The organism is Nodosilinea sp. FACHB-141 (genome assembly GCF_014696135.1).
In the GTDB taxonomy this organism is placed as follows: Bacteria; Cyanobacteriota; Cyanobacteriia; order Phormidesmidales; family Phormidesmidaceae; genus Nodosilinea.
Genome location: NZ_JACJPP010000020.1, coordinates 23,616 through 39,922, shown reverse-complemented (window position 1 = coordinate 39,922; position 16,307 = coordinate 23,616). Strand labels below are relative to the sequence as shown.

At 54.6% G+C, this 16,307-nt stretch carries 20 protein-coding genes and 1 riboswitch; of the genes, 14 read left to right on the top strand and 6 right to left on the bottom strand.

All coding sequences use genetic code 11. The features are described 5' to 3' along the window. Positions 1 to 198: 198 nt before the first annotated feature. Positions 199 to 276: riboswitch (Glutamine riboswitch) on the bottom strand. A 419-nt stretch (positions 277 to 695) separates the two neighbouring features. Beyond that, positions 696 to 851 carry a PCP reductase family protein gene (locus H6F59_RS20190; RefSeq protein ID WP_190520903.1) on the bottom strand — a complete coding sequence of 52 codons (156 nt, stop codon included), beginning with the start codon at positions 849 to 851 and terminating at the stop codon, positions 696 to 698. Between the two features lie 247 nt (positions 852 to 1,098). Here H6F59_RS20190 and H6F59_RS20185 point away from each other — a divergent pair, with 247 nt between their 5' ends. The 4 genes from H6F59_RS20185 (at position 1,099) to H6F59_RS20170 (ending at position 4,774) form a co-directional block, all read left to right on the top strand. Then, positions 1,099 to 1,860, top strand: coding sequence for a dienelactone hydrolase family protein (locus H6F59_RS20185; RefSeq protein WP_190520560.1), 762 nt, complete (start codon positions 1,099 to 1,101; stop codon positions 1,858 to 1,860). Between the two features lie 255 nt (positions 1,861 to 2,115). Then, positions 2,116 to 3,054, top strand: coding sequence for an exopolyphosphatase (locus tag H6F59_RS20180; protein ID WP_190704622.1), 939 nt, complete (start codon positions 2,116 to 2,118; stop codon positions 3,052 to 3,054). A 236-nt stretch (positions 3,055 to 3,290) separates the two neighbouring features. After that, the gene (locus H6F59_RS20175; RefSeq protein WP_190704619.1) at positions 3,291 to 3,971 is read left to right on the top strand and encodes an actin-binding WH2 domain-containing protein; all 681 of its coding nucleotides are present in this window, start codon (positions 3,291 to 3,293) and stop codon (positions 3,969 to 3,971) included. A 101-nt stretch (positions 3,972 to 4,072) separates the two neighbouring features. Continuing rightward, positions 4,073 to 4,774 carry a hypothetical protein gene (locus tag H6F59_RS20170; protein ID WP_190704615.1) on the top strand — a complete coding sequence of 234 codons (702 nt, stop codon included), beginning with the start codon at positions 4,073 to 4,075 and terminating at the stop codon, positions 4,772 to 4,774. Positions 4,775 to 4,944: 170 nt separating this feature from the next. On the opposite strand, the gene H6F59_RS20165 is transcribed toward H6F59_RS20170, so the two are convergent. Beyond that, complete coding sequence (locus tag H6F59_RS20165; RefSeq protein ID WP_190705022.1) at positions 4,945 to 6,876, bottom strand: ABC-F family ATP-binding cassette domain-containing protein; 1,932 nt, start codon at positions 6,874 to 6,876, stop codon at positions 4,945 to 4,947. A 42-nt stretch (positions 6,877 to 6,918) separates the two neighbouring features. Here H6F59_RS20165 and H6F59_RS27725 point away from each other — a divergent pair, with 42 nt between their 5' ends. Beyond that, on the top strand, positions 6,919 to 7,230 hold the full coding sequence (locus H6F59_RS27725) for a DUF4258 domain-containing protein (RefSeq protein WP_397194239.1): 312 nt from the start codon (positions 6,919 to 6,921) through the stop codon (positions 7,228 to 7,230). Next, positions 7,227 to 7,544, top strand: coding sequence for a DUF2283 domain-containing protein (locus H6F59_RS20155; RefSeq protein ID WP_190704608.1), 318 nt, complete (start codon positions 7,227 to 7,229; stop codon positions 7,542 to 7,544). The genes H6F59_RS27725 and H6F59_RS20155 overlap by 4 nt, the downstream gene beginning before the upstream one ends. 10 nt (positions 7,545 to 7,554) lie before the next feature. Here the strand turns inward: H6F59_RS20155 and H6F59_RS20150 are convergent, their stop codons facing one another. Next, positions 7,555 to 8,217 carry an isoprenylcysteine carboxylmethyltransferase family protein gene (locus H6F59_RS20150; protein WP_190704605.1) on the bottom strand — a complete coding sequence of 221 codons (663 nt, stop codon included), beginning with the start codon at positions 8,215 to 8,217 and terminating at the stop codon, positions 7,555 to 7,557. Positions 8,218 to 8,383: 166 nt separating this feature from the next. Here H6F59_RS20150 and H6F59_RS20145 point away from each other — a divergent pair, with 166 nt between their 5' ends. Next, positions 8,384 to 8,749, top strand: a complete 366-nt coding sequence (locus H6F59_RS20145; protein ID WP_190704601.1) for a hypothetical protein — start codon at positions 8,384 to 8,386, stop codon at positions 8,747 to 8,749. Between the two features lie 276 nt (positions 8,750 to 9,025). Here the strand turns inward: H6F59_RS20145 and H6F59_RS20140 are convergent, their stop codons facing one another. Further along, positions 9,026 to 9,229, bottom strand: a complete 204-nt coding sequence (locus tag H6F59_RS20140) for a hypothetical protein (RefSeq protein WP_190704598.1) — start codon at positions 9,227 to 9,229, stop codon at positions 9,026 to 9,028. 164 nt (positions 9,230 to 9,393) lie between these two features. Here H6F59_RS20140 and H6F59_RS20135 point away from each other — a divergent pair, with 164 nt between their 5' ends. Beyond that, complete coding sequence (locus H6F59_RS20135; RefSeq protein ID WP_190704595.1) at positions 9,394 to 9,612, top strand: helix-turn-helix transcriptional regulator; 219 nt, start codon at positions 9,394 to 9,396, stop codon at positions 9,610 to 9,612. A 255-nt stretch (positions 9,613 to 9,867) separates the two neighbouring features. On the opposite strand, the gene H6F59_RS20130 is transcribed toward H6F59_RS20135, so the two are convergent. Next, positions 9,868 to 10,140: a hypothetical protein gene (locus H6F59_RS20130; protein WP_206755223.1), complete on the bottom strand. Its 273-nt coding sequence runs from the start codon at positions 10,138 to 10,140 to the stop codon at positions 9,868 to 9,870. Between the two features lie 82 nt (positions 10,141 to 10,222). Further along, the gene (locus H6F59_RS26550; protein WP_313887269.1) at positions 10,223 to 10,570 is read right to left on the bottom strand and encodes a DUF433 domain-containing protein; all 348 of its coding nucleotides are present in this window, start codon (positions 10,568 to 10,570) and stop codon (positions 10,223 to 10,225) included. A gap of 232 nt (positions 10,571 to 10,802) precedes the next feature. Here H6F59_RS26550 and H6F59_RS20120 point away from each other — a divergent pair, with 232 nt between their 5' ends. From H6F59_RS20120 to H6F59_RS20095, 6 genes are all read left to right on the top strand, one after another. Next, entirely contained in the window at positions 10,803 to 12,026 is a 1,224-nt protein-coding gene (locus H6F59_RS20120) for a M20 family metallopeptidase (RefSeq protein WP_190704584.1), read from the top strand. A gap of 19 nt (positions 12,027 to 12,045) precedes the next feature. Beyond that, on the top strand, positions 12,046 to 12,417 hold the full coding sequence (locus H6F59_RS20115) for a GFA family protein (RefSeq protein WP_190704581.1): 372 nt from the start codon (positions 12,046 to 12,048) through the stop codon (positions 12,415 to 12,417). Between the two features lie 201 nt (positions 12,418 to 12,618). Next, positions 12,619 to 13,221 carry a hypothetical protein gene (locus H6F59_RS20110; RefSeq protein ID WP_190704578.1) on the top strand — a complete coding sequence of 201 codons (603 nt, stop codon included), beginning with the start codon at positions 12,619 to 12,621 and terminating at the stop codon, positions 13,219 to 13,221. A 42-nt stretch (positions 13,222 to 13,263) separates the two neighbouring features. Next, the gene (locus H6F59_RS20105) at positions 13,264 to 13,905 is read left to right on the top strand and encodes a hypothetical protein (protein WP_190704575.1); all 642 of its coding nucleotides are present in this window, start codon (positions 13,264 to 13,266) and stop codon (positions 13,903 to 13,905) included. A gap of 98 nt (positions 13,906 to 14,003) precedes the next feature. Next, the gene (locus H6F59_RS20100) at positions 14,004 to 15,746 is read left to right on the top strand and encodes a VWA domain-containing protein (protein ID WP_190704572.1); all 1,743 of its coding nucleotides are present in this window, start codon (positions 14,004 to 14,006) and stop codon (positions 15,744 to 15,746) included. A 111-nt stretch (positions 15,747 to 15,857) separates the two neighbouring features. Beyond that, positions 15,858 to 16,235, top strand: a complete 378-nt coding sequence (locus H6F59_RS20095; RefSeq protein ID WP_190704569.1) for a hypothetical protein — start codon at positions 15,858 to 15,860, stop codon at positions 16,233 to 16,235. Positions 16,236 to 16,307: the final 72 nt, after the last annotated feature.

Below are 16,307 nucleotides of genomic sequence, written 5' to 3'. Positions count from 1 at the left end.
ATGCCAGCAAGTTTTGCTAGCGACCTTGGGCACCTGACCCCTTAGTTTTTAGCCCACGGGTTGGCTGCGATCGGGCAGTATCCACACCAGTACAGGGCAGACCACCACGGTCATCAAGGTGACAGCGGCAATAATTTCGAGTCCGGCAACAAGAGCAGTGCTCATAACTAGGTTCGCCTCCCAAGGCAGAGAATGGTTGGCACGTTCCTTCGAGAAGATTTCTCTACTTCCGTCCTGTCAAGCTAGCGACATCAGACAGTGGACAGGATGAACGGTATCTTTCTTATCTACTCTTACAGTTTAACCAAAGTGCCTATTGAGAATAGGGCTTTTATTAATTCAAAACGGTTCGGATTGCCGACCTATTTAATCTTCTCGCGGCAACAGGAAACCTACTTTTTGCAATCGTCAATGTGGCTTTCCATATTAGGAGGAAAGAAAGGGTTTGGTACGGAAGTTTAACCCTACATCAGCTTTCAGCCTAATCCTTTGGCCCAATATGGCAGGGCTCCTGCCCAGTTAAAAGCTGACAGGGTTCTATGTATGTTGCGGCTGCGAAAATTACTAATTTTTAGGTAAGAAAATTTTTTCCATTCACCGACACAAATGGGCCGACAAGTGGATTAAAACCGGATAGTTTTGAGCAGCACAAATAGGAATTTGGTACCGCAGCGGCTGTCGCTGTGCGATCGCCCCTAGCCAAACTGCTTCTTGGCCGCTTCGTAGACCTCAACGGTAATCTGACTCATGCCCTGCTCTTGGGCAAACTTCTCGATTTTTTTGCGGGCGGCAGGGCGCACAAAGAAGGGAATCTCTTTGAGGCGGGCTTCAGCGTCGGCAGTCCATTCCATAGGTAGAGGCGCAATTTTGCATAGAGCTTCAAACTTCTTTACGATATCAGGGGTTAGAGACATTCTTTGCCCCAGGGGTTAATTTCGCGACGGTAGGGCTGTGAGCCCTGCTTACACTGCACAAATTTTCCCTGGATACAAGGAAGGCTAGACCTTAAAATCCTCTCGTCAGAGAGTTTTGGCCCTATGACTCCAATCGTGTTCTTTAAACAAGGAGATCGCAGTGATCAGGAAACTCTTACTCGTCATGCTAGCTGCCGTAATGACCACGCTGGTGGCAGTGGGCCTATCCTCCGAGGCCAAGGCTAATATTGTGGCCGAGCCGGTAGTCTACAACCTGGACGGGAAACCCTTTGAGGGCTATTTTGCCTTCAACCAAAACTTTGGTGAAACCCAGCCCCTGGTGCTGCTCATTCACGATCGCGATGGCCTAGGCGAATACGAGAAGCGCCGCACCCAAATGCTGGCTGAGCAGGGCTATGCGGCCTTTGCGGTCGACCTCTTTGGTCAGGGTGTGCGGCCTGCCAACCCCGACGAAGCGCGGGCTCAAACCAGTACGCTTTACGGCGATCGCGCTACCCTGCGTGCTCGTCTGATGGCTGGTCTTGCCCAAGCCCAGGCCCAGGCCGGAGTAGACAGCAGCCAAGTCGTGGCGATTGGCTACTGCTTTGGTGGGGCCGCCGTGCTCGAAATGGCCCGTGCTGGCATGGATGTAGATGGCTTTGTGTCGTTCCACGGCAGCTTTGATACCCCTGAAGGGCAAGACTATAGCCAAACCCAAGGCCGCATTCTGATTCTGCACGGCTCTGACGATAGCGCTGCTCCCATGGCCGATGTGGCCCAGCTGGCCACCGAACTCGACGCAGCTGAGGTGGACTTTGATATGGAAATCTACGGCGGGGTTGACCACGCCTTTACGATTTGGAGCGACGCCGATCGCTACGATGGCATCGCCGATCGCCGCTCATGGCAAACCCTAATGACTTTTTTGGGTGATGTTCTGGGCTGATGCTGTAGCGCGGACCGTAGGCGCGATCGCTACCCTTTAGAGCAAAGCATCCTCTCAAAACACCGTAGGTTAAGCCCAGCCTGCGGTGTTTTTGCGTTTCCCAGAAACGTCTTTGGCTCAATAGAGGATTTGATGGTTTGCACTAGCAGAGTCAAATTTAACCAACTATCAAGACTTGGTAGCGATTAGCTGAGTTTGGGAAAACTGGGCTGGAACAACCCCTTTTTTCAGCATTTTGGATTGCAAGGAGCCCCTATGATAGCTACCAAAACTCGGCATCGGTTGGTCACTCGCAGCGATTTTGATGGTCTCGTATGCGCCGTCCTAATGAAGGATATGGATCTAATTGATGACATCATGTTTGTGCATCCCAAAGACATGCAGGATGGCAAAGTTGACGTCAATTCCAACGATATCACTACTAACCTGCCCTACGTTGAAGGGGTGCATTTAGCGTTTGATCACCACTCTAGCGAAATGCTCCGTAATCAGGGACAGCGGGACAATCATATCATCGACCCGCAGGCTTCTTCGGCGGCGCGAGTCGTTTACAACTACTATGGCGGGGCCACCCGTTTTCCTGCTATTTCGAACGAAATGATGGTGGCAGTAGACCAGGCTGATTCAGCACAGTATGTCAAAGAAGAGGTGCTGCATCCTAATGATTGGACTCTTCTGAATTTTTTGATGGATGCGAGGACAAGATTAGGGCGGTTTAAAGATTTTCGAATTTCGAATTACAACCTGATGATGCAGTTGATTGACTACTGCAAAAATCACACAATTGCCGAGATCTTAGCTCTGCCAGATGTAAAAGAGCGGGTAGAGCTCTACTTTGCCCAAGAGCCTGAGTTCAAAGCCCAAATTTTGCGCTGCGCCACGGTTCACAATAACTTGGTCGTGCTTGATCTACGGCAAGAAACCGTGATCCATGCGGGCAATCGCTTTATGGTCTATGCTCTGTTTCCCCAGTGCAACATCTCGATTCATATGATGTGGGGATTAAAGCAGCAAAACACTGTGCTGGCAACGGGCAAATCTATTTTTAACCGCACCTCCAAAACTAATATTGGCGAACTCATGCTGAAATATGGGGGAGGAGGGCACGATGCTGCCGGCACGTGTCAGGTTGACAACGAGCGAGCCGAGCAGGTATTGACAGACCTAATTGCCCAAATTAACGCTGACTGCTAAAAAGGGTCTCAGGAGTATATTGATCTTGGCCACCTGCTGCTGATTGAGCTGATTCAACCCATGGGTACAACAATTAGTAGCAGGTGTGCTTTGCCGCATCACTGAGCCCATACTCCCTTAGATCTCTCAGTCGCTTGCGACGGAAAAAACGAGTGCCGCCTTTTTCCGACTTATTCCACCACAAGAGACGGTTACGCTCCAGATAGGCCTTTACCGCTGTCGCTTTGGGTAAGATTATGGATCACTTTTCAACCCTGATATTGCTGCTACGCGATCGCACCACCTTTCTAGAAGAAGTCCGCGAGGGCAAAAAGATTGAGTCCAAAATTTTGTCGCTGCTGGTGGTCAGCTCGCTGTTTTTTGCTATCTATGGGGCCATTATTGGCTCGTCGAGCGGTTGGCAACAACTGCTAGTGTCGATGGTCAAACTGCCGGCCCTCTATCTGCTAACGCTGCTTATTTGCCTGCCAACGCTATATTTTTTCGACATCTTATTTGGTTCCAAGGCTGACTTTAAACAGTATGCAGTGCTCAGTCTCACCACCGTTTCGGTGATTAGCGTGCTGCTGTTCAGCTTTGCGCCAGTGACGCTATTCTTTTTGGTCTCTATTCGCAGCTATCACTTCTTTTTGCTGCTCAATGTCGCCATTTTTGGTCTTACCGGCTTCATTGGGGTGAGGCTGTTTTATGCGGGCATTCGCTCTGTGATGGATTTTACTGAAGATACGCCGCAGATTCGCAACCGGCTGCTGCTGTTTTGGCTGACGCTCTATGGCTTAGTGGGCAGCCAGTTGGGGTGGACCCTAAGACCCTTTTTTGGCTCCCCCGACCAACCCTTTCAGCTGTTTCGTGAGGTAGAAGGCAACTTTTACTCCCAGGTGATTCGCAGCATTGCCGCACTGCTGTTTGGCAATTGATTGACCGCTATTGGACAAGCTGAGGAAATAGTTGCTTCCCCACCAAAGACTATATTTCTAATTCATATTTTTGACTGATAATCTCTAATTTTGCAGAGACGATGACCTCTGATTTGCAGGCGCTACGCATTACCCGATCTGAACTCGATCAGCTCACGGGTCTAGACATCGACTCGGTTTTTATGGGCAGAATGATTCGCCCTTCTGTGTGGCGATCGCGGCGGCAACTGCTCTCCCTTTTCATTACAGAATGCCTGGTGCTGGGGACGATGTTTGTGGTTTGTCTGGGACTCGGGCTGGTGCTGGTGAGTCAGCAGGAGGGCTTTGACCAGTTTGGGGCGCTGCTGCTGGGGATTGCTGGGGCGATCGCGATCGGAGCTGTCGCCTGGCACTTCTACCAGTGGCAGCGCTCTAAAAGCTTCATCACCCTGGCGCGACTGCTGGATGAGTGTGATCGCCACAATGACATCATTCAGGCGCTGCAAGTGATGGAGGCATTGGATGTGGCTCAGGGGTCAGGTCAAGGGTTGCAGAACAGTGAGATTCTAACTGCCCTCCAGTCCACCCGAGACAGCCTGACTTCAGCTCTGATGACCGAAAAAATTTTGCGGCACCACCGAGCCCTGCTGGATCGACGCCAGGACTTATTTACTACTATTGAGGCCAACCTGGTGACGCTGCAAACTCTACAGGTCAATCACCAGGCCAGCGAGTACCGACAGTTCTTGCAGGAGGCGCTAAACATTGGTCTCGCTGTACAGCGAGAGATGGACGCTAATCCCTATCTGCCCCCCGATCAGTAGGGGGGGACGGCGATCGCCCTCAAAGGATCAATACCAAATCTGTGAAATAGTTCTACAGACTGTGGATGCTCTTAATTCCCCCTGTCTATGGCCAAGCCACAGATGTTGCGTCGGCGCAAAATTTTGCACCCCTACCAGTTGCAATTGATGGCCTTACTGGCTACGAATACCTACTCCATCCGTTCTGCTAACTCCATCCAGCGTTCTGTGGAGGAATCAATGGTAGCGGTGAGTTCGCCCAATCGCTCAGATAACTTGGTCACCTCGCTATAGTCGCTGGGTGGGTTGCCGTAAAGCTGTTTTTCTAGCGCTTCTTTCTCGGCTTCCATAGCGGGAATTTGGGTTTCTAGCTGCTCATATTCTCGCTTTTCTTTGTAGGAAAGCTTTTTGGCTTTGGCATCGGGGGTTGGTTCTACCTTAGTTATCGTCGCAGACGCAGCGGCCTGGGCCTTGCTCGCAGCGGCCTGTTTTCCGCTTTCCTTCTGAGTGTCTGAGGCCGCTTTCTTATGGTCTAAATAGACCGAGTAGTTGCCGGGATAATTTCGCAGTACGCCGTTGCCTTCAAAAGCAAAGATGGTGTTGACGGTGCGATCGAGAAAGTAGCGATCGTGGGAAACTACAATCACGCAGCCGTTGAACTCCTCCAGGTATTCCTCCAGCACGCCGAGGGTCTGCACGTCGAGGTCGTTGGTGGGCTCGTCAAGAATCAGCAGGTTGGGGGCCGAGAGCAGCACTCGCAGCAAAAACAGCCGCCGCCGCTCGCCACCAGAAAGCTTCTCTAGAGGGGAGTATTGCTGGTTTGAGGTGAACAAAAACCGCTCCAGCATTTGAGAGGCGGTGATTACGCTGCCGTCGTTGGTGGTGACCAGTTCGGCGGTTTCTTTGAGGTATTCGATCACCCGCTGGCTGGGGTTGGCAAACAGGTCTTCAGAATGCTGGTCGAAGTAGCCGACGTGAATGGTGGTGCCAATATCGACGGTGCCAGTGTCGGGCTCTAGCCGCCCGGTGATCACGTTCATTAGAGTCGATTTACCGACACCGTTGGGACCGATGATACCAATGCGATCGTCGGGGGCAAAAGCGTAGGTGAAGTCCTTGAATAAGAGGCGATCTTCGTAGCTTTTGGAGACATTCTCCAGCTCGATCACCTTTTTGCCGATGCGGCGACCAACAGTGGAAATATCCACCTTGCCGAGGGATTCTTTAAACTCGCGGTTTTGCATGTCGCCGATGCGATCGATGCGGGCTTTTTGTTTGGTGCTGCGGGCCTTGGGGCCGCGCTTAAGCCATTCCAGCTCGCGGCGCAGCACCCCGGCGTGTTTCTTTTGGGTGCTTTGGTCAGCAGCTTCAGCTAACGCCTTTTTCTCTAGGTAATAGGCGTAATTACCCGCGTAGCCATAGAGGTCGCCGCGATCGATTTCGAGAATGCGGTTGGTGACCTGATCGAGAAAGTAGCGATCGTGGGTGATCAGCAGCAGCGCGCCACGAAAGCCGCTGAGGTAGCTTTGCAGCCACTCCACCGATTCGGCATCGAGGTGGTTGGTAGGCTCGTCCATCAGCAGGGCGTCGGGGTCGGCGAGCAGGGCAGCGGCGATCGCCACTCGCTTCCGATATCCCCCTGACAGATCGCCCACCTTGGTGTCAAAGTCATCAATACCTAGGCGGCTAAGAATGGCCTTAGCATTGGTCTCTAGATCCCAGCCATCGGCAGCGGCAATTTTTTCAGATACCGTAGAGAGCTTGGCCATTAGAGCGTCGGCGTCGCCCGTGCCCTGGGCCATATGGTGCGAGATATCTTCGTACTCGCGAATCAGCGCCATCTGCTCGCCCGCGTCGGCAAAGACCTGCTCTAGGACAGTGCGATCGGCCTCAAAGTCGGGCTGCTGGGGCAAGTAGACAATCTTGGCCCCTGGGTTGACCCAAAAATCGCCGCCGTCGAAGGGCTCTAGCCCAGCAATCATCTTCAACAGGGTCGATTTGCCCGAGCCGTTGGTGCCGATGAGGCCCACCTTGTCGCCCTCATCCAGGCTAAAGCTGGCATCGCGGAGAATTTCCTTAATGCCAAAGTCTTTGGTGGCAGAGCGCAGAGTAAACAGAGTCATGGGCAACTGGGTCATGAACCCTTAGATCATAGACCCTAGGGTATGCTGGCGGGGCAAGTCGGCAGTTGTGCAGTCTCATTTAGTACGATGACCAATGATGAAATCTCCTACAGCCTGAGCCACCACGCCGAGGTGAGACTAGCTGAGCGCAAAATTGAATGGGCTTGGGTTGTCCTTACGGTTGCAGAGCCAGCTCTGATTGAGTCTCATCCAGAAGACCCCACCTGCCAGCGTGTCTACCGGGCAATACCAGAGGCTGGCGGACGGGTCTTGAAGGTTGTTTACAATAGGACTACCAATCCCTGGCACATAGTGACGATCCACTTCGACAGGCGCATGCGTGGCAAGCTATGAACATTGAATACGATCCCGACGTTGATGCTCTTTACTTACGCCTGGCTGAGGGTGAAATTGTAGAGTCTGACTCAATAGAACTCGATGTGATATACGACTATGATGCCAATGAGCGAGTAGTTGGAGTTGAGCTGTTGAGGGTAAGCGCTAATCTACCAGAGTTAGCCATCAAGGCTTTTCCGTTTCGGAGCCTGGAGCAGCAGGTGGAATTTATGCGCTTTTTAGAGGCGATCGCCGATGCCGATCTGCAAGCAAAGCTCGCCTTCGCCAGACAAATTTTGCAAAACCAGCAAGCTTTGCTGCAAAGTGCCTGAGGTTAGTTGTTTAGTTGGGCGGTTCAGCGGCAGCGGCTTGGGAACTGGCGGCAGAAGCACCTAACAACTGCGGTAGCAGCAACCCCGATCGCGCCTTGTAATCTGCAAACTCTGGATAACGCGACAGCGACTCGTCCTTTTTGCGCATGTTGGGCACAAACAGCACGGCCGCAACCAGCCCTAAAATGGCAAAGGGTAGCCAGTGCATCGCTAGCAGGGCAAAGGATAGATAAATCAGAATTTCGCCCAGATAGTTGGTGTTGCGGCAGCGGGCAAAAAGCCCTTCAGTAATTAGCCCCGGTTGATACTTGAGGGTGAAGTACTTTTGAGCATCGCTGGCGTAGTGCAGAAATATGCCGAGGATGTTGAGGGCGATTGCCCCTGCGACCAAAGGCAACGGCGGCTCCACCCCCCGGCTAACCAGCAAAAAAGGAGCTACCCAGTAGAGGCTGATGAACCCAAAGCCAAAAATTCCGGTGGCTAGGGGAATGGTTTGCTCCCACTGCTTGTCGGGATAGAGGCGATCTTTTAGCAGCCACACCAGGCCATAGGTGCCATGAAGGGCCAGGTAAACCCACGGCCCCAGGCCAAAGTTTTGGTAAGCCACCATCAGAGCCGCGACAAAAAGAGCCGTAGTGCCTTTATGGAGGTTGATAACGTGCTTTATTTTCATTGCAGTGTCCCTAATTGGCTTCACTATCGTAACGAGGACGAAAATATATCGCTAGACGGAACAGGTCGTACCCCTCGCGCCGATAGGCTACAGTCACCGCAGGGATGGCCCAAAGAGGTCCATCTTCCAGCGAAGATTCTCTCTGCCAAGACTACGAGATTTTCCTATGACGTTAATTTCTTTGTTCCGCTGCGATCGCATGGGACGACGCTTGCTAATGGTTGGGTTTGCCTGTTTCCTGGGTCTAACCAGTTTTTTAACCATTGCTGTACAGCCGAGTTTGGCCCAAATTCCCTTTGATTCGAAAGAGGCCCACGGTCAAACTAAAGACCAGCTCACGGGTCGCATCGAGGGCAAACCGTTAAGTGCCGAAGAACGGTTAAACCGGGCTTATGATATGAGCGAAGCGACAGGCATACGGGAAGAAATGCGCCAAGCTGAGGGCAAGGTTGATCCTAAAGAGGACAATGAAAGCCTAGCTGAAAAGGCCACAGATGCCGTTAAGCGGGTGACGGGGGCATCGGGTAAATAAAACTGAAAGTTGTGATCAACAAACCGCTGATGCCCAAGCATCAGCGGCTACAACCCATAGCCCGCTTTTGGGACAGGCATGGCGTTGCTGATGGGAGAAGAATTGCAGCGAAAATCGATGACACATCCTAGTGCTCTAAACCCTAAGATGTGCCCATCTTTCGGTGTGGTTTTCGGTAGTGCATTGCTTCGCGTTGGTGGAGCCTCGCCCTATCGTATGCACTACTACGAAACTATCGTAGCGATGAAGCTGAGGTAGAGGCTAGAACCAAGCACATCAGCGAATCTCTTGCACCCATCGGGTGAGCACTCGCATGAGTTTGCTTGAGCCGTGGGGCATGACAATGCTCCACTCGCTGACATGGGCGAAGCCCCGCAGATGAAGTGTTTGCACAATGGTTTCGATGCCCTGAGCGCTACCAATCACCATGAGATGCACAGGCTCGCGACTCTCACCAGGCGAATCAGTGGATTGTGGCATAGCAGCAGCAAGGAAAGCAGAGTGGCGGAGGTGGGGAGTTGCGTTGGCAAGCGAACGGCTAGCTTGTGACATGGCAAAGATGATGTTGACATGTTGGCAGCATAAACGAACGCTGACAGTTTGGCAACATAGACGGGCCTAGCCCCCTCTGCCAAAATCTGGGCATGGGAAGGGCAGGCAACGCACTACAGCAGGTTTTAGAGGCTTACGGCATTAGCCAAAACAAATTGGCAGTGACGATGGGCACAGATCGCGCCAATGTGAACCGCTGGGTGAAAGAACTCCGTGACCCAGCTGGAGACGTAATTTTTGAAATTAAGGAAGCTTTGAAGCAGATTGATTCAGAGGCTGCCGAGACATTCGTCCGTTTATATTTGGGTTAAGTAGAGCATCAGCACTAAGGACGACCCAATCTGCAAAAAATTATCTAGATTGGTATTTGAGACTTTTAGAAAGCAAAGAACCTATTAATTCGTGGTTTCTAAGCGATCCTATGGTCACCCCAAACCTATTTCTACTAAGTCATTTAATAATCTCTGGACTATACTCTTCATCCGAATTCTTTACAGCTTCGATCGCAAGTAACTCAGCTACCTAGCCGAAAAAATGGCGTCGCCGCTGAGCACAAATAAAGCTTATTAAGCCTGACCGTTAGCCACTAGCCAAACGTAGGCCAGCACACCCAGCGCCGCTACCCCCGCTAGCGCCTCGCCCTGCTGATTGACAAAGGTTTGCGCGATCGCCCAGCTATGCCGCAGCAACTGCCGCCGGGTTTGGCCCAGCTCAACCATTAGGGCTTTCACTTCGGCGTCAACTTCTTGAACGGTTAGCTCGTTGCGGCGGTAGGCGGCTTCGACCTCATCCAGCTTGCGCCAGTAGTCTCGGGTGGCACCCATCAAATCGGGAAGCATCGGTTAATTTTTGTAACAGCATTATTGACAGTCTAACGCTGCTCCAATTTGGGAGGGCTCTGTAGAAAGGGGTAGGGTGAGGTTAGGCTTTTGCTGCTTCGATCGGTTTCTCGACTACCTGCTCGGGCACTTGCGTGGGTATCTGCTCAGTGACGGCTACAGCCGCCTCATCGCCGTGGGCCTGATAGAAGACTAGGGCCGCTTCCACCTGAGCTTTAGAAAGACCATACTCTTCGGCAATCTGCTCTGTTGACCATTCCCACTCAGTTGCCGCCATCACCACGGTTCGCACATGAATGCTGGTGCCGTGCACCACAGGCACCCAGCTATTCTCGGCATCAGAACGGAAGGCAATGTCTGGAAAGGCCGGGTCAGGTTCCATCAGGGCGCAGTGGGTTTCTTTTTGCAGCGAGGCTAAAACCGTATTCACGAGCTGCCAACGGTCCTCGACAGAAAGTTGCAAAACCTGGTCTTGTAATTCCTGGAGCGTCATAGATGTGAGCGTAGGTGCGGGTTGAACACCTCTATTAAACTGCAAATGCTGGGCCGGGTCTTGTCTGCGGTTGGCCACCCAAGGGCTCAGGGCAACTGGTTTATGCTGATAGAGGTACCTCTCGCCTGCAGGAGAGGTTTGTTGAGCCCCCTTTCTCTGTTGTTGCGCTATGTTTGCCACCACCGCCCCGCCACTGCCCGTCAACCGCGATCGCATTCGCCCAGCTATTCAATCTTTGCAAGATCAGTTGGTCACTTGGCGGCGCGGCCTGCACCAGCGGCCTGAGCTGGGGTTCAAAGAGTGGCTGACCGCCGACTTTATCTGCGAGCAGCTCAGCGAGTGGGGCATTGACCACCAGCGCAACATTGCTCAAACCGGCGTGGCAGCGGTGATTGAGGGTACCCGACCCGGCCCTGTGCTGGGTATTCGCGCCGATATGGATGCCTTGCCCATTCAAGAAGAAAACACGGTACCCTACTGCTCGCAGCACGATGGGGTGATGCACGCTTGCGGGCACGATGGCCATGTGGCGATCGCTCTAGGCACCGCCTACTATCTAGCCACCCACCGCGATTTTGCGGGCACCGTCAAAGTGATCTTTCAGCCCGCAGAAGAGGGGCCAGGGGGCGCAAAACCCATGATCGAAGCGGGGGTGCTCAAGAACCCCGATGTGGACGCCATGATTGGCCTCCACCTATGGAACAACCTGCCCCTGGGCACCGTGGGCGTCCGCACCGGAGCGCTGATGGCGGCGTCAGAATTTTTTACCTGCACGGTGCAGGGCAAAGGGGGCCACGGCGCGCTGCCTCATCAAACCGTTGACTCCATCGTGGTTGGGTCGCAGATTGTCAACGCTTTGCAAACCATTGTGGCCCGTAACATTGACCCCACCAAGTCGGCGGTGGTCACCGTAGGCCAGTTTCACGCCGGCAAGGCCCAAAACGTGATTGCCGACAGCGCCACCTTTGGCGGCACTGTGCGCTACTTTGATCCCGCCTATGCCGACTACTTTGCCCCTCGCATGGAGCAGATTATTGCGGGCGTTTGTCAGGCCCACGGAGCCAGCTATAGCCTCGACTACCGAGCGCTGTACCCGCCCGTAATCAACGATGCGGGGATGGCGGATTTGGTGCGATCGGTGGCTTTGGCGGTGGTTGAGACTCCGGCGGGAGTGGTGCCTGACTGCCACACCATGGGCGGCGAAGATATGGCCTTTTTCTTGCAGGAAGTGCCGGGGTGCTACTTCTTTTTAGGCTCAGCCAATTCTGACAAGGCGCTGGCCTACCCGCATCACCACCCCCGCTTCGACTTCGATGAAACGGCCCTAGGGCTTGGGGTGGAGATGTTCGTGCGCTGTGTGGAAGCGTATTTTGGTGAGGGGCTAAATCTGTAAGAAGGTTAGGAGAAACACTATGGCGATCGCCGGAAGCTGCCACTGCGGAAAGACGGCCTTTCGTATTGAGGGCGAGATTCCAGAACAACTGACTCGATGCACTTGCTCGTTCTGCTCTAAACGTGGCGCACTGTGGGCGTATTACCAGCCTGATCAATTTCAGGTAGTCACCCCAACAGACGATGCCATTTACCGTTGGCAGTCGAAACTTGTGGCGCATCATTTCTGCCCAACCTGCGGGTGTGGCACGTTTTCTGATAGCCCAGCCTTTGAACTAGATGGAAGCTGGGACAAGAGCAGTCGCCGCATCGGAGTTAATGCCCGTCTGTTCGATGACTTTGATGCAGAGGAGGCACTTGTCGTAGTTATTGATGGCAAAAACCTTTGGTAGCTGCTGCGTAAAAACTTTGCCTTATCTGTGCTCCGACTGCGCTGTCTAACAAGATAGTCAAAGACCGCCGGTGCTAAGTTCAAGGTCTAGGGGCACCGCGAATTGGCATCTTCGGGCAGGTCCAGGTTAACTTCTTTGATCGTTTGGATGCGCCGCAGCTAAAGTTGCTATGTTTAGCCATTAGGTAGAGAGGATTCCACCATGGGGCAGCTGTTTCGGCGGTTTAGGGGGCTAGCGATCGCAGCGATCGCCCTAGTCGTGAGCATCTTACTAACCCAGGCGATGCACCTTGGTGCCGGAAGTAATCGGGATGCGATTGCACAAAATAATGCCCCCCCGCCAGCCCTGGCTCCGGCTCTGCCCATGGTCAACGGCAGTTTTGAAGACCCCCAGGGCCGGTTTCAAATCGGCATTTTAGACGGCTACAGCGTCAGCTCGGCGGGCGGTACCCCCCTATTTCAGGCGGCGGATGGCAGTTTGGCCTACACCGTAGCGGTGACCCCCTTACCATCGGCCCAAACTCCCGAAGCGGCCTTGGTGGCAGCGGCTGAGAGCACCTTTGGCGCTGGAGAAGGCTTTGTCGCAGGCGACGACATACAGCCCATCCCCGGCGGCGGCATTCGCATCAACTGGACGGGTCGCCTCAGCCAGGGGGCCGCTCCGCCCCAGCCTATTACCGGCAAAATCTTTGCCCGCCAGCGCGGCGAAGAAGCGTTTTTGCTGCTGGTAGCCGCGACCAGTGCCGCCGAGCCCCAGCTGTCTGACGCCATCAATGCCCTGGGGGGGACGCTGACGGTGCCGTAGGCTACAGTAGCGTTAATTAAAGGGGTTTAGCAGGCTATGGGTATGCGCCGATCGACCTTGTGGGGGCTGCCCCAGACCTATCTGCTGCTGGGGGGCACTGCCCTAGGGTATGCCTTGATGATTTTTTTGGCGGGGCCAAAGCCAGTGGCTGTGGTAGCGGGGTCCGGAGTGGCGGCGGCTATAGTGAGCAGCTGGGCGGCAGGCTTTCGCCCAAAAGAAGCCACGGCCAACAGCGGTGACCTGCTCGATGCCCAAACCTTTGCTAACCAGCTGGGTACCCTGGAGCAGCGAGTACCGCCCAAGGCCAAAAAAGCCTGGCGCGAAGTACAGGACTGGTCCATCGAATCGCAGCGCTTTGCCGCCCGTATTTTCGATCGCGACCCCCTCCTGCAGGTAGAGCTGCTCGAAGCCCTGCACACCGTACTCGATCTCTCAGGCCAGGTGGCCGATGGCCTAGCCGTGCTCGACCAGATCGAAACCCCCGCCTATCAAAAGATGGCCCAGCAGCGCTTGGCCGCCAGCCGCGATCGCCTCCAGGCCACCCATTCTCAGCTGCAACAACTCCAAGACCAGGTCGCTCTCTCCACCCTCGACACCGCTGGCGACAGCACCCTACCCCACAGCCTCCAATCTCTGATTGAGGCTAACAAAACCATCCTTCAAGACAACCAAGATTCTGCGTAAACCTCAAATCCACGAAAACCCTCAGGAAAACACGCGACTAATTCTGTATCTACTTTCTCACCCCCTACCCCTCACCCATCCACTCATCCACTCCCAAAATGCGCCGCTTCCCCCTGATCCCGTTCCTCATCAGTCTCTGCGCCGTGCTGCTGTGGAACTGTACGCCGGACGTTTTCAACGGCACTCCTAAAGTTGATTCTGTAGAGAGCGCTCGGCAGGCCCTAGAGCAGTCGATATTGCCCAAGATTAGCGTTGGCGAAGAGCTGATCGCCGATGAGGTGGCCAGCCGCTACACCACCGACCAGATCGTAGATCCGCTGCCCGATGTCAATACCCTCCCGCTACACGCGGCCCAGCCCGGCGGCAGCAACACCGCCTACGTAGAGATCTACAGCTCTTCTGAAAAGGCCAACGTCAATCGCCAGAACGAGCGCTGGCTGGTGGAAGTTGCCGAAGCCTTTAACCAGCGCAGAGAGACCTTGCCCTCTGGGGAAGTGATTCAGGTGGGGGTGCGCCAGGTGGCCTCGGGCACCGCCGCCCGACTGCTGGGGGCCGGAGCCGTCAAGCCCCAGGGCTACAGCCCATCTAATGACCTTTGGGTAGCCATGGTACAGAGCCAAGGGGTAAGCACCGTGCCTGTGGCTGCGCGCCTAGTGCCCAACACCGCTGGCTGGGTACTGCCCAAACCCGTCTACGATAGCCTGGCTGAAAACGGCACCGTCAGCTTTGACCGGCTGCTGAATGCGATCGCCTCAGGCGAAGTCACCGTGGCCTATCCCAACCCCTACAGCAGCGCTACCGCGCTCAACCTGCTCTATACACTTTACTGGCGAGCCGCCGGACACCAGGACGATGGCGGCCAGCTCACCGTGGCTGAGCTGCAAACTCCTCAGGTCAACTCGGTCTTCGACCAGTTTCAGCAGCAGGTGCTGATCACCACTCCCACCACCCTCGACTTGCAGGAGCTATTCCTGCGCGACCAGAGCAACCTGCAAGCCTTTCCGTTGGAATACCAAAACTACCTGGCCCTGCGGGAGGTGCCTGGCTTTAGCGACACCGAGTTTGTGCCCTTTGGTGTGCCCCACAACAATCCCCTGGTGGGCTTTGGTTGGAACACGCCCCAGCAAGCGGCGGCCCTGCAGCGGTTTGCCCAGTTTGCCCAGTCGGCCGAAATGCAGACCCTAGCCCAGCAGCAGGGCTTTGTCGAAACCGACTACATGAAGGCCAAGCAGGTGCCCCCCTTCCCCAACGGCGAGACCCTGCTGGCTGCTCAGTCGAACTGGAAACTACGCAAAGACGGAGGCCGCACCGTCTATATGGCCCTGGTGATCGACACCAGCGGCTCCATGGAAGGCGAGCGGATTCAGGCTCTTAAGGATGGTCTACGGGTCGCCGCCGAGCAGATTAACTCGGGCAACTACGTCAGCATCGTTACCTTTGCCGATGCGCCCACCCGCCGGCTGCCCCTGGCTCCCTTTGATCAGCTTCAGCACCAAAAGTTTTTGGCCACTATCGACAGTTTGCAGGCCGATGGTGCGACAGCCATGTACGACGGGGCCATGGTGGGCCTAGCCGACCTGCTGGCCCAAAAAGAAAAAGACCCTAACGGACGCTACTACTTACTGCTGCTCAGCGACGGCGAGGTCAACCGAGGTTACACCTTTGACGCTATCCAAGACGTTCTCGCCTACAGCGATGTGCGCTTCTACCCCATCGCCTACGGTGAGGTAAATCAGGGGGAATTGGAGGCGATCGCAGCCCTGCGCGAATCTACCGTGCAGCAAGGCGCTCCCGACAATGTGCAAACCCTGTTTAAGGATCTGTTCCAGGTTAATCTTTAGGGGTTCGGGGTTCAGGGTATAGGGTGCAAGGTATTGCCCTATACCCTATACCTCCTAAACCTTATACCCTGTACCCCTTCCTCCGGTTCTTGAGGCCTTTCTTCCGCCCCCATGCGCAACCCCAACCAACGACTGATTCTCACCCTCGGCCTGGGCTGGTTGGCCTTTGTTGGCCTGGGGCTGGGTCTGCGCCAGTTTCTCTCAGGCCCAGCGGTAACGGTAATCATCGATCGCAGCTACTGCGCTCCGGCCCAGTGGCAGGAACGGGTGAGCGATCGCTACGCCAGCCTCTACGCCGAGCAAGAGCAGCGGCAGCTCACCATCGACCAGGTGATCTACGTCAGCGACCTGGGTCAGGAAGTTGCCGAGGCCGTGCCCTCCCCCGAAGATGTGCAGACCCTCAGCACCTACGGCAGACCCAACCCCACCCAAATGCAGCAGGCCACCACAGAAAATCCTGACGCGACGGTGTTAACCTGCGGCAATTAGGTGGATGGGTGAGGGGTAGGTGAGTAGGGGGTATGACTCCGCCACTTGCCTCAATTCAGACCTAAACTGGAG